This is a genomic window from Bernardetia sp. ABR2-2B, assembly GCF_037126435.1.
Lineage (GTDB): Bacteria > Bacteroidota > Bacteroidia > Cytophagales > Bernardetiaceae > Bernardetia.
This window is the reverse complement of record NZ_CP147020.1, coordinates 3,838,160-3,851,757: the sequence shown is the minus strand read 5'-3', so window position 1 is coordinate 3,851,757 and position 13,598 is coordinate 3,838,160. Positions and strand designations below refer to the sequence as shown.

General features: G+C 32.6%; 11 protein-coding genes. 3 read left to right on the top strand and 8 right to left on the bottom strand.

The window, feature by feature from the left end:
* The first annotated feature begins 22 nt into the window (after positions 1–22).
* Complete coding sequence (locus WAF17_RS16115) at positions 23–1,276, top strand: hypothetical protein (RefSeq protein WP_338761750.1); 1,254 nt, start codon at positions 23–25, stop codon at positions 1,274–1,276.
* A 12-nt stretch (positions 1,277–1,288) separates the two neighbouring features.
* Positions 1,289–2,386 carry a DUF695 domain-containing protein gene (locus WAF17_RS16110; protein WP_338761747.1) on the top strand — a complete coding sequence of 366 codons (1,098 nt, stop codon included), beginning with the start codon at positions 1,289–1,291 and terminating at the stop codon, positions 2,384–2,386.
* 5 nt (positions 2,387–2,391) lie between these two features.
* On the opposite strand, the gene WAF17_RS16105 is transcribed toward WAF17_RS16110, so the two are convergent.
* The gene (locus tag WAF17_RS16105; RefSeq protein ID WP_338761744.1) at positions 2,392–3,906 is read right to left on the bottom strand and encodes a TolC family protein; all 1,515 of its coding nucleotides are present in this window, start codon (positions 3,904–3,906) and stop codon (positions 2,392–2,394) included.
* A gap of 381 nt (positions 3,907–4,287) precedes the next feature.
* Between WAF17_RS16105 and WAF17_RS16100 the strand changes: the two genes are divergently transcribed.
* Positions 4,288–8,292 (top strand): two-component regulator propeller domain-containing protein, encoded by a 4,005-nt coding sequence (locus tag WAF17_RS16100; RefSeq protein WP_338761742.1) that lies wholly within the window; start codon positions 4,288–4,290, stop codon positions 8,290–8,292.
* A 186-nt stretch (positions 8,293–8,478) separates the two neighbouring features.
* On the opposite strand, the gene WAF17_RS16095 is transcribed toward WAF17_RS16100, so the two are convergent.
* The 7 genes from WAF17_RS16095 to WAF17_RS16065 form a co-directional block, all read right to left on the bottom strand.
* Positions 8,479–8,880, bottom strand: coding sequence for a hypothetical protein (locus WAF17_RS16095; RefSeq protein ID WP_338761740.1), 402 nt, complete (start codon positions 8,878–8,880; stop codon positions 8,479–8,481).
* A gap of 158 nt (positions 8,881–9,038) precedes the next feature.
* The gene (locus tag WAF17_RS16090) at positions 9,039–9,710 is read right to left on the bottom strand and encodes a hypothetical protein (protein WP_338761738.1); all 672 of its coding nucleotides are present in this window, start codon (positions 9,708–9,710) and stop codon (positions 9,039–9,041) included.
* Between the two features lie 93 nt (positions 9,711–9,803).
* Positions 9,804–10,184 (bottom strand): hypothetical protein, encoded by a 381-nt coding sequence (locus WAF17_RS16085; protein ID WP_338761736.1) that lies wholly within the window; start codon positions 10,182–10,184, stop codon positions 9,804–9,806.
* A 164-nt stretch (positions 10,185–10,348) separates the two neighbouring features.
* Entirely contained in the window at positions 10,349–10,864 is a 516-nt protein-coding gene (locus WAF17_RS16080; protein ID WP_338761733.1) for a hypothetical protein, read from the bottom strand.
* 225 nt (positions 10,865–11,089) lie between these two features.
* A complete protein-coding gene (locus WAF17_RS16075; RefSeq protein ID WP_338761730.1) occupies positions 11,090–11,656 on the bottom strand; it encodes a methyltransferase domain-containing protein in 567 nt (188 codons plus the stop codon).
* A 168-nt stretch (positions 11,657–11,824) separates the two neighbouring features.
* Positions 11,825–12,100 carry a septum formation initiator family protein gene (locus tag WAF17_RS16070; RefSeq protein WP_338761728.1) on the bottom strand — a complete coding sequence of 92 codons (276 nt, stop codon included), beginning with the start codon at positions 12,098–12,100 and terminating at the stop codon, positions 11,825–11,827.
* Positions 12,101–12,150: 50 nt separating this feature from the next.
* Positions 12,151–13,311 (bottom strand): DUF3137 domain-containing protein, encoded by a 1,161-nt coding sequence (locus WAF17_RS16065; protein ID WP_338761725.1) that lies wholly within the window; start codon positions 13,309–13,311, stop codon positions 12,151–12,153.
* Positions 13,312–13,598 lie beyond the last annotated feature (287 nt).

Genomic DNA, 13,598 nt, shown 5'->3' with positions numbered 1-13,598 from the left:
TAGGGTCTTAAAGCATTTCTCTATGAAACACCTAATTTTACTTTGCCTTTTTATTTTTGGCACAACTCCTCTTTTTGCTCAATCGGCTAATCTTATAATGGGAAAAGCAGAAACTAGAGAGACACGAAAATACGACCCTGCAACTTCCGTAGAAGGTTCTTTTTTATTTCCGACAGCCTTTGGGAAAATAGCAGTAACCAATACTTCACATTCAAAACTGCTTGATGAGGTAGATGTATATCGTGTCGAACTTGTCTATTCAAAATATCCAAAAACAAATAATTTTCAGAAGTTACAACAGCGAAAACTAAATTTGGCTCGTCTGAATGAACTTGAAAAGACAGCTCCTCAATTATTCAAATCTAACATAGAATGGGAGTTTGTGGCTCACGTTGTCAATACGGCAGCACAAGCTAAGGAACTCTATCACGGCTTTGTAGTCTATTATAACTTGAGAAAAGAGCAAACCAAAAAAGAAGAGAAAGAAACACCTGAAACACCAGAAGTTCCTGACACGCCAAACCCAGAAATTCCTGTTCCTACGTTTGCTTACAATAATGAATCTGAAGAAGCGACTTTTATAAAAGAAGGCAAACCAAAACCTAATTCTACCTATCAAGTTTTTGACCGTCAAGATTGGAAAGATGTAGTAGTGGTGTGTGATTGGACAGCCAGTATGTATCATTTTGCAACGCCTGTTTTGTTGTGGCATAATCAAAAAAACTCTCAAAGTGATACTTCTTCTATTCAAAATTTTGTCTTTTTTAATGATGGGAATGATACGCCTACTAAAGAAAAAAAAATAGGAAATACAGGAGGGATTTATGCCACCAAAACAGGAAGTATTGACGAGGCTCTACAAATGATGGAAGAATCCAAAGCAGCAGGAACAGGAGGCGATTTTCCAGAAAATGATGTAGAAGCCTTACTTTATGCACAAAAAAATTACCCAAAAGCAAAATCATTAGTTTTGATAGCTGATAATATGGCAAGTGTGCGTGATATAAAATTACTAGAGGAGCTTTCAGAATCCAAAACTCCTGTCCATATCTTGATTGCTCGTACAGAAGAAATTGATGCTATTCGTTCTGAATATTGGGATATTGCTATTCAAACAAAAGGAACAATTCATACTTTAGAAGAAGATATTTCACTAGAAGAAGCCATCGAACACAAAAAAAGGTTAGATGATTTGGCTGCATTAAGCAAACGAGAACTCAAAAAATTAGAGCGTAAAGAAAGACGTAAATTCAAAAGAAAAAGAGGGGGATTTTAATAAAAAAGAAAAATGACAACAGAAGAAAAGCTAAACCAAGCCTATAAGAACTTTTGGATTTGGTTTCTAAAAAATGAAAGACGTTTTTTCAAAATTGTAAAGAGTAAAAAATATATTGAACAGGGTTTTCTTGACCCAATATTAGAAGAATTAGAAAAAATAAAAGATGGCTTTTATATCCTGACAGGAATGAAAAGTGAAGAGGTTGTAGATTTGATTTTTACAGCAGATGCAGATTTGAGCAATATCGTTTTTATTGAAGAGCTTGTTAGAGCTGCACCAAATTTGGAAAACTGGAATTTTGAAGCCTCAAAACCAGCTTCTGATATTGAGCAAATTCAGATACAAATAGAAGAAACAATTTTTAATAGTGATACCTTAAAATTTTATCCTACTCAACATCAAGACTACCCTGATGAAATAGAAATTACGATAGTTTATCAAGAATTCGAAGAGACAGATAAAGGAAAAATAACGAATGGAATATATCTTTTCTTAGAAAACTATTTAGGAGAACTACATTTTGCCTCCACGATTGATGTTTTGAATATAGAATCGAAAAAAGAAACTGCTAATCAAGAGCTAATTCCAATAGAAAAACTAAAAAGCTATCTTATTTGGAGAGAAAAAGAATACCAAGAAAAGTATGGCGAGATAGTAGAAATTATAAAAAATAATGACCAACAAAAAAGTTACTCATTACTTAAAGGAGAGCTTCCAAATGGCAAAGCTTTACTAGCCATAATCAACAAAACATTATTGCATTGGAACAACAAATCATCTTGTCCTTATATTACAGCTTTGAATATCAATTATGAAAAAATAAACGGCTTTTTGAGTAACGGTTTTCCAAAAAGTGAAATTGCAGACCGTTTAGAAGAACTAGAAGACAATATTCTGAACAAACTAAAAAACTCTAAAGCTTATTTGAGTATCGGAAGAGAAACAGCAAATAATCACAGAAAAATCTATTTTGCTTCTACAGATTTTAGATTTATTTCAAAAGTAATGTTTGATATTCAACAAAAATATATTGATGTCTTTGAAATAGATTATGAAATCTACAAAGATAAATACTGGCAGTCTTTTGAGCGTTTTATGGTAGAGTAACCTTCCTACTCTTGATTCCTCAAATCCACAAATTCATTCTGTCCTGAGCTCCAAAGGAGTTCTGCTTTTGCTTTTGCATATTTCATTTCTAACTGAATAAGCTTTAATTTGGCATCAAGATAATAACGTTCTCTATAATTTATCAAAAAAACGGTGCTGCTTCCAAGCTCAAAAAGTGTTTGTTCTCCATCACGCAAAACAAATGCATTGGCAGCATTTCGTTTTTGTAGTTCTACCATTTGTGCCAAACGATTAACTTGAATATAAGCTTGTTCGACTCCAATCTGAATATCTCGCTGTGTAAAATTCAAATCTAATTCTTGCTGACGAATTTTTATTCTTGCCATAGCAAAACTAGCTCGTTCTTTCCTCAAAAATAAAGGGGCGTAGAGTTTCAAACCAAATTTATAATCTTCTTGAAGAGCCAAATTATTTGCTTTACGTGGATAGAGAATCGGTTTATAAGATAAATCTAATTGAGGCATCAAAGAAAATTGATATAGCTTTCTGTCTATCTTGAGTGTATTGAGTTTGAAGTTTTGTTTTAATAATTCTGGATGAAATTCGGCAGCCGTAGCCAACATACCTTGCAAATCAAATTTTTCTAGTTGTCCTCCCATACTTGAAGGCGCAATCGTAGGCTTAATAAAAAGAGCCTCTCCATCTTCTGACCACACATGACCAGAAAGAGCAAGACGAGTTTTTTCAAAATCTACAAGAGATTGCAAACGCTCTACTTTTCGTTTTTGAAGCTCCATAAGTGCCTCTGTTGTATCTATTGCACGGTATTTTCCATATTCAAAGGCATCTTTCACGCTCTCAAAACGAAACTCTGCCACCTCAATTCCCTCTTCTGCTACCTTCAAACTCTCATAAGCTGCATACCACTCCCAGTAATCTTTTGCCACAGCAAAAAATAATTTATTGATTTCTTTCTGTTGTTCGGCTTGTGCCATTTCTGCAAAAACTTGTGCTTTTCGCAGCGTAGCACGTCGTTCATCAAAAATCAAATTTCTAAGAAGAGGTAGCTCTATTCCTGCATAAAAAAGTCCTTCATCTGGAAGATTTTCATCATTATTCAAATAAACGCCTGAGTTAGTTTCATAACCTGCCTTCAAATCAAACCCCAAAATAGTAGGAACTTTAATTTCAGCATTTATTCTTTGATAGTAGTTTGTTTCTTTATACTGTTTTTCTGTCCATTCGCCCATTATGGTTGGGTCAAACATCCCTCTTGCTTTTCTAATATCTTGAATAGCAAGTGCAGGAATTAGTTTTGCTTTCTGAATAAGTGGATGATATTCAAAGATTACTTCATATACTTCTGACAAAGAAAGCGTGTCTTCAATCTCCAATAAAGAAAGAATGGGAACAGTTTCAAGCTCAAGTAAAGGATCTTGAATAACATCAATTTGAATTGAATCATTTTGTGCCTTCAAACTTGAAGAAGAAAATAGACTAAAAACTAAAATAAAGCCTATGAAAAGTAACTTTACGAAAAAGTAATTTAAGTAATTCATTTTGAGAAAATGAGGTAAGACGTTTTTGTAAATAATTTATAGAATTTAGCAAAAAGGAAAAATAATAACTCAAATTTACAAAGATAGTTTTACTATTAGCTTTTTTTGTAAGTTAATAGAATCAAAAAAGAAGCTTTTTATTCAAAAAACGCTTTTATGGAGAATTAGTATTGTAGTGCAGCGTACTATTTGCAGAAAATAGAAATACAGAATTATTTATTTCGCCCAAATCTAAAACGTTTTCCACCTAATAAAAAAACATTTCTACCGAAAGTAGTTATATAAAAAATCGTTTTGCTGTAATTTTTGCTTATTTTTCCATGCAATAACTAAATTTAGCCGATTATATTTAATTCTATCAAAATAACTAGCCCTAAACTAATGAAATACATGAGGTACGCTTGTACACTTTTTTTCTGTATTCTAACTCTATATAGTCTTTCTTTCTTCTCTAATATTTCTTTCGCTCAATTCAACGATTTTGGAAATACGCCTTTGGAAGCTGAGCATCTCAATATTGATCAAGGATTGTCCCAATCGACGGTGCTTTCTATTCTACAAGATAAGAAAGGGTTTATGTGGTTCGGAACGCAAGATGGATTAAATAGATATGATGCCTACAAATTCAAAATATTCAAATCTCAACGAGGAGATTCTACTTCTCTGCCTAGTAACAATATACAAACGCTTTTCCAATCTAAAGATGGTACACTTTGGATAGGAACAGAAGGAGGTTTTTCAAAATATAATCTTGATTTTGACAATTTCACTAATTATGCTCATAAAGCTAAGAATAATAAAAGTCTTTCTCATGATGATGTAAGTGCAATTACAGAAGATACGACAGGGGTTATTTGGATAGGCACAAAAAACGGACTTAACAAATTTGATAGAAAAACAAAGACATTTGAACGATATTTTGCTGATGGAAACCTTACTTCACTTCCTAATAATGAAATTACAGCACTTCATACAGATAAAAAAGGAAATGTTTGGATAGGCACAACAAATGGAGCAGCTCGTTATCAACCCAAAACAAATGATTTTAAAGTCTTCATAGCAGATTCTACTTTTTCCTCTTTGCCAAACGAATATGTAACCTGCTTTTTTGAAGACCGTTTTAAGGCACTATGGATAGGTACAAAAGATGGAATTGGTAGATATAATAGATTAGGAGATAATATTTCAGAATATAAAGCATCTCCTTTTCCTATTGAGGGAATAGAACAAGATGAAGACGGTAATTTATGGATTATTTCAGTTTCAGAACTTGGTAAATTCAATCAAAACACACATACTTATACAAGACAAAATATAGGAAATACGTTCGAAAATTATGGACGGTTTAGAGCTATTACAAAAAGCAAATCAGGGCTTTTATGGATAGGAACAAATAAAAATGGAGTTTTTAAAGTAAATACTCGCACCAAACAGTTCAGAACATTTCGTCATAATCCTGAAAACCCAAATAGCCTTCCTCCTGCATGGGTATGGAGTATAGAAAACTCTGACGATAATAATCTTTGGGTGGGAACTGCCGATGGTTGGAGTTATCTCAATACAGCAAAAGATTCGGCTTTCAATTATAGTACATTTTTCTCCTCCTTTCAAAATCCTAGTAATAGAGATGTAACAGCTTTATTAAATGAAGGTGATTCTGTATTATGGGGTTCTGTACTCAAAAACGGACTTTTTAGAGCCAAACTTGATAAGGAAACTCATATTTCTTTAGATTTTCAAACCTTTGTAGCAAATGAAAACGATAGCTTAAATGCCGTACCAAGTGGAAATATTATTTATACAATGTATAAAGATAGTTATGGCAAAATTTGGATAGGAACATTGGGCAAAGGATTAAATGAAATTTATGAAGATACAACAGGAAACTACTTAAAAGATAAAAAAGATTCACTCAAAACATATCGTTTTAGGTACTTTACGCATAATAAAAATGATGTAACCTCTTTAGCAGGAGGTAGCGTTCGTACTATTTTTGAAGACCGAAACAGAAATCTTTGGATAGGAACAGAAGAAGGGGGACTTAGCCTTGCCAAACGAGATAATAGAGGAAATATTCTTTCTTTCGAAAATTTTTCTTACAAAGATGATGACCCTACAAGTATCAGTAGTAATGCTGTCAGAACCATTTGGGAAGATGAATCAGGTTATTTATGGTTGGGAACTCCAAATGGATTGAACCGTTTTGACCCAAAAACAAAAAAAGCTCTTCACTTTGGCGAATTAGACTCAAAACTTAGCCGAGTTATTCACGGAATTTTGGGAGACAAAAAAGAAAATTTGTGGCTGAGTACAAATAATGGAATCCTCAAATTTGATATTGGAGATAGTATAGTTTGGGAATTTAATCTTGAAGACGGAATACAAAGTAATGAATTTAATTCAGGGGCTTCACATTTGAGAAAAAATGATGGAATGATGTTTTTTGGTGGAATTGGTGGACTAACTATGTTTCATCCAGATACCGTAAAGTCAAATACATATCTTCCTCCTGTCGTCTTGACGGATTTCAAAATTTTTAATAAATCAGTTCTTGTTAGAGATGAAAACAATAAAAAATCGCCTCTTAAACATCACATTTCAGTTGTTGATGAAATTATTTTGGGTTACGATGACCAAGTAATTACCTTCGAATTTACGGCTCTTAATTTCTTACATCCAGAAAATAATAGATATTCATATCGTTTGGAGGGTTTTGAGGAAAATTGGAATGAGGTAAATGACCGTCGTTTCGCTTCTTATACTAATTTACCAAAAGGAGAGTATAAATTTGTAGTTCGTGCAGCAAATAACGACGGACTTTGGAACAATGATGGAGCTTCTGTCAAAATTATAATGCGCCCTCCGTTTTGGGCAACATGGTGGTTCAGAACTATTTGTATTTTGCTTATTGCAAGTGGACTTTTTGCTATTTATTATTTCCGAACAAAAGCTATTAGAGAACAAAATATCAAACTAGAAAATTCAGTCAAAGAAAGAACAGGAGAACTCTTAGAAACTACTGAAGAATTGCGTGTACAGCGAGACCAATTAGAAAATGCTTATGCAAATATTCGTTTGCTTAGTGATATTGGAAGGCAAATAACGGCTAGTTTACATCATAAAGAAATCATTCAAGCTGTTTATGATAATATTCAGAAAGTGATGCCTGCTGATGCTTTTGGTGTAGCTCTTTTTGATGAAGAGGCAAATTATTTGACTATTTCTGGTTTTATTGAAGATGGAAATGTATTACCTTTTCATGTTTTGGATTTGAATGATAAAAATGAATTGGCTGTAAAGTGTTTTAACGAACAACGTGAAATCATTATCCATAATATTCAACAAGATTATTTAAAATATATGGAAGAAAAGCCAAACCCAAATTTTGGAAAGACAACTTCTTCTGTTGTTTATTTGCCTCTCATTTTGGGAGATAGAAAAATTGGTGTCATAACTGTTCAGAGTTACACAGAAAATGCCTTTGATTCAGAACATTTATCAATTCTTAGAAACCTAGCAACCTATATCGTAATTGCTTTAGATAATTCACAAGCCTATACAAAAATAGAAGCTCAAAAACACGAAATAGATGAAAACAGAATTGCTCTTCAACACAAAAACAAAGATATTACAGATAGTATAAATTATGCAAAACGCATTCAACACGCACTTTTGCCTCCTCTATCTATTTTGAAAGAAGCCTTTGAAGCCTTTGTTTTATTCTTGCCTCGTGATATTGTGAGTGGCGATTTTTATTGGTTTACGGAGCGAGAAGGAAAAATGATTATTGCAGCCATTGATTGTACAGGACATGGAGTTCCGGGGGCATTTATGTCTATTATTGCCGAAACGCATTTGGATAGAATTATTAATGTAATGGGAATTATGAGTCCTGCTATTATTTTGGAGGAATTAGATAAAGCTGTCCGAAATACATTGCGCCAAAATGAAACGCAAAGTCGTGATGGAATGGATATGTCAATTTGTGTAATTGATAAAGAAAATAATACAGTAACTTTTGGAGGTGCAAAAAATCCATTGATTTATATTCAGAATGGAAATGTAGAGCAAGTAAAAGGCGATATTAGAGGAATTGGAGGGTATTCAAGAAAATATTTGAAGAAAACACCTACCTTCAAAGAGCATATCATTGAAGTAAATCAACCCACTTCTTTTTATATATTTTCTGATGGTTATCAAGACCAATTTGGAGGAAAAAATGATGATAAGTTTATGAAAAAACGCTTCCGTAAAGTCTTAAAGGATATTTATGCAGAAGATATGGAAGCTCAAAAGCAACTCTTAGAACGTGGCTTTATACGTTGGAAAGGAGAACGCCAACAAATAGATGATGTCCTTGTGATTGGTTTTAAGATGGGAAATTAGATATTAGAAAATGGGAACTAGGAAATGGAGAATGAGTAGGGAGAAGCATCACATGTATGTTTTACGAAATACAAAGCATGACACTTAAATACCTTCTTGATTAATTTTATCTGTCCAAACGATTTTAGCTATTTGTTTTGTTCGTCAAAAATGTTGCTATGAAAATTGAATAATATTTTTGCTTTTTCACTCATTTTGATGCTCCAATATTAACTCTATTTTCTTTTCGGATATTAGTTTCTTAACATCTGCAAAATTCATTTGTTCTATTCGTTCAATCGTTGTCTTCGGTCGATATACTTTTATTTTCGAATAATAACTTCCTTTACTCGCAAAAGTATATAAATCAGTTGAGTCTTTCTCTTTAGTTTTAATATTTATTCTTTTCCAGTTCTTTCCAACTATTCCAAATTCAGAAGTTTCTTCATTGACAATTAAATCAGAGTCTTTTGATTTATAATATATCTCTTGATAATCTCCATAATGGTCTTCAATTTCTATTGTGTGAAATCCAAAGCCAATAAGTCCAACAACTGTAATAATCACAATACTAGAAGTTAGAAGTCCGTATTTTAATGCTTTTCTCAATGTTTATTTAAATTGCTTATAACGGTATAACTTGGTGAAATCGGGAGTTCTAAGCTCATCCCTCGCTCAACCTTCAATAGTTTATTTTATATTCAAATGTTTGTGTCAAAACATTACGCCTATTTTTGCTAAGTTAATTTCGGTTACAATGCTTTTCGTTAAAAAAATTCTTTATCTTTAGTTAATCTATTTTTGTCTATTTGTAAATCGTTACTAAACCAGTCAGTTAATACCTTTTCTATTTCGTTTTTGTTAAAAGTTTTTGGATTGCGTCTTGATTTAAGATAATTTTCTCTAGTCATATTTTTAACTAGTTGTCCAACTGTCTGTAAATCAAGTTCTCTTCCCATTTTATTTGTAAGCAAAAGTCCAAAAATTGAAAATACAAGTCCAAAAAAACAAGTTTGTAAATTAAGCGAAAGTCCAATAAGGGAAATGACAAGTGTTATTATAAATATTCCTATTATCCAATATGAGGGTCGTAAAATATTTAGCTTAAAACCCAAATAATTTTCTATTTTTTTTACCTTCAAACGTCTGTTGTGTCTTGGTAATATGTCAGTTAAAAGCAAATCTAAAGTTATTACTTTACTTTCTATTTGCAATGTTGTTGAAATTACCTCACGAAGTTTGTAAAATGCTTGTTGGCTTGTACAATTATTTACATCCTCAAGTTTAATTTTATTTTTGATATGGTCGCAAAGTTGTCCAAATGTTCTTATATATACTAGTTCATCGCTAACGAATTTTATGTTAAATGAAGTTTCAACTCTTAGAAGTAAATCTTCAATATCTTCGGAGTCTGTATTCCTAAGTTCATAATTTATCATAGCATTGCTTGTAATGGTTTGAATAAACGTCCACTTTAATGACGTTTATTTTTTGTTAGAGGCAGTTTGTCTTTTTTCAATGATATAATTACATTAAATATTATTTTTTCGATAGAAAGCCTTTACTTGATTATAATCTTTGCTATTGTCATCAGTAAAGAAAAACCAATCAAAAGTGTCGTCAAATATCACACAATAATATATCTCATCTCCAAAGAATTTCCTAAAAGCCCAAGTTTTGACTCTATACATATCTCCTCTATGAAATAGAACATATATAGATGACTTAGCGATGGAAGTTACATACTTTGAAAACGTGTCATGAGGAACAAATTTTACAGGCAGATCTCTATCCATTGTATAAATATAGGGACCACCTTTTTGAATATTTAAAAATTCTTTGCATTTAACCTTTCTCCATTCAGTTTGTTCTTTGTCAAGTACAACAATTCCTCTTTGTAGTTTATCTTCCATGTTATTTATTTAAGCTAATTGCTTATAACGGTATAGCTCGGTGAAATCGGGAGTTTTTAGCTCGTCCCTCGCTAAACCTTTAAAAGTTTATTTTATGTTTAACTGTCTGTGTCAAAATGTTACGCCTATTTTTGTTAAGCCAATGTTATGCCCAGTTGTTTTTGTTATACGTTACTTTTAAACATTAGTTTTGCATCTGTTCGTCTGCACCAAACAACTATACTAACCGTCAAAAGTAAAAGAATATGATTTAGTGTCGAATTGTTACACCTGTCACTATAAATTGAGCCAGAATAATCGTGCAAATGCCAAGGAAATATCTTTTCAATTATTGGCAAACTAAGTCCGAGTTGTTTGTTAATAATTGCAGGAGAGAGGTCAATCAAGTCAGGGAAAATACTCCCAAGCAAAGAAAGTCCTATAATTAAACGATACTTTTTATTTGTCAGCCAAGTTATAGTCAATATCATTGCTAAGCCAGTGGCAGCATCAAGTTTGGAGTTAATAGGATAGCAATGAGGAATGTAGTCTAACACTCCGTGTGAAATAAGTCCAATGGCAAATGCTAGAATACCTGTCCAAATAACGTGTTTGCAAGTCGTTGATTGCTCAATTCTTTTTGTATCTGTCAGTAAAACTGCAACACTAATTGCTGTTGTTGTGTGGAAGATTACGTTCATTTGTTGTCATATTACAATTGGGCATAACGGTTAGTATATGGCAAGTAGGGAAGAAGAAAGCGATAAACTTTCAAATTTGCACTGAGCCAAAACGTTGTATTTTGTTTTTAATTTATTCATTCTTAAAAGCCAAATCAACGATTTGGCGGTGATGGTAAATAGCACTGAACTTTCGTAGTCCACCGAACGCCCTATTTGCTATATACCGTGTTGTGCTTAGTGTTTTTATTTTTCAATAACTATCATTCGATAATCAGTTTCAGATTTATGTCTGCTGTCACTGTCTTCAAATACGTACTTAAATTCTTTCTCATATAGTCGTTTAAGTTTTCTTTCAAAGTCAATTGCTTTGTTTAGAATTTGGACTTTGTCTCCTGTATCCTGAATACAAACCACCACAAGACTTCCGTTTCTTATTTCCGAAACGATTTTCTTAATCAGTCCAATTTCTTTTTCCCTATCATTCTTGGCAAAATGAAACATACTGTTCATAAGAACAATGTCAAACTCATTAAAACCGTCAAATGCATAAATGTCTCCGACTTGCCCGACCAAGTCCAAATTTTCATTTTGTCCGATTTGGTTCATTTGGTCAATACCGACTTTTGAGTTATCAATTCCAGTTACAGAGTAGCCAAGTCGAGCCAAAGCAATTACATCTCTTCCTTGTCCGCAACCCAAGTCAAGCGCCTTCCCTTTTCTGGAATATTCAGCAAAAAACTCAATCAATTCGGGATAAGGTTCTCCGAACAAGTTTTCTGTCTCATAGTATTTGTCGTAGGCTACTTTCATTCGTTTTATTCACATTAAGCACAACTCATTTATAAACGTAACTGCGTTCAATTATTAAAAAAGAACTAATGTTATCTACTTCAAAGCAAAAATATAGAAAGTAGAATTAAGTTAATTAGCTACGCTGACTTTCAGTTCTAACTTCTAAAATCTGACTTCTACCTTTATTTATTCTACCACATAAACATCTTCGCCTTCTTTTGTCATGAGGTATTTTTCTCTTGCAATTTCTTCTAGACTTTTAGAATCGTTTATTTGCTCCTTTTTTGTTTTTAAAAGGTTAATTTGTTCACTATAATATTCTTTTTCGGCTTGTAGCTCTTCCAATGTTTGGCGCATACGGATTTGATTCAAAACATCATTTCCATCTAAAAAAAACATCCAAACTATAAATGCTACGAAAAACCAAAAGTAAAAATTATTGATACGTTGAAAAAAAGTCATGACCTAAAATAAACTAAATTGTAATTAAATTTTTTATTAAAACTGCTGTTTTATTCTCCTTCCATCATAGCACGGATTTCTTCATCAGTAAGCCCTATATCATCTGCTGACATAGAACCCAAACTTCCAATTCCTTCCTCTGATGATTGAATATTTTCTCTTTCCATTCCACCAAAATCACCCATACTTCCAATTCCTCCCATTCCAGTCATTCCTCCTCCAAAACTATCCATTGATGGATTTGATGCTCTTCTTTGCATACTATTTAGCGATGCTCCAATACTTACCAAGAAATCCATTTCTTTGAATATTTCATAGGGTTTATCAGGACTGGTTACGTTTGCAAGATACGTATTAAACTCAAACATTGGTTTGTCATAACGGATTGCAACGTACATTTTTCGTCCTTTGAATGAAAAATAAATAGGTTCTTCAATGGTTTGAGCTATTTCAACGGCTTTATCCATAAAATCTTCACTAATCATGCTTTTCGCTTTTTTGGCATCTTTAGCATAGGCTGTAAAATAATCATTAAATTCTGGATGCTCAACATCTACAAACTCTCCGTGTTGTTCGTTTGCTTTTTTGGTCTCATATCCTAAACGTCCGAAGCTTCCCTTCGAAGCATCAGGAATAATAATCATATCAGGAAAACTTTTACTTAGCGAAGAAACCATAAAAATTCCATCAAAAATAACATGCCACTGACTAGAATCATTACCTTTTATATCTTCACTCTGTTCTTCCCAAGCAGCTTTTACTTCCGAAAACTCCACCTCTACTCCATCTTGATTTGTTGTTAGTAAATCATCACCACCATAAAAATCAGGTTCACGTTTGAATAACTCACTATCCACAAAATCGCTATATGAAACAAAACCATTTGCATCATAATCTCCTCTAGGAGCTACAAACTCAATGAGTTTGGAATTAACTGTCTTTTTGTAGCGCAATTGAATATCTCTTCTGTCTGCTAATTTTCGTACTTGCCAAATTGCTCCTGCAATCAGAAAAACAGAAAGAATTACAACCATCCAAATAGCTACAATTTCCATTGCTATCAAAACAAAAAGAACACTCAAAATAGCAGCAAGAGCTATCACAATTCCAAATTGAAGAATATTACGCCAAGAAAGTTCTTTTTTAAGTTCTTCTAAATGAGGAAGTAAATCTTCATCAAAAAGAGCTTTAAATTCTGCAAAACTACGCATTTTTTTCAGTTATCAGTTACCAGTAAATAGTTACCAGTTGGGTTAGTAATGACATTAATTTGACTTAAAAACAAAATTCTGTTTCTAAATTTACTAAATAATAATTGAATTTGAGTGATTATTGTTCCCTTTCGGTTTATTTTATTTCTGTTTTTATGATGTTTACCGAGCAATTTAATCGCTTTATCGACAGTTTTGTTTTGTTTGTATGCTAAGTTTTGAGTATGTTTAGGGTAAACTAATTTTTTGCATTAAATTTGCCTAAGTCTTACTATACTATTCATTAA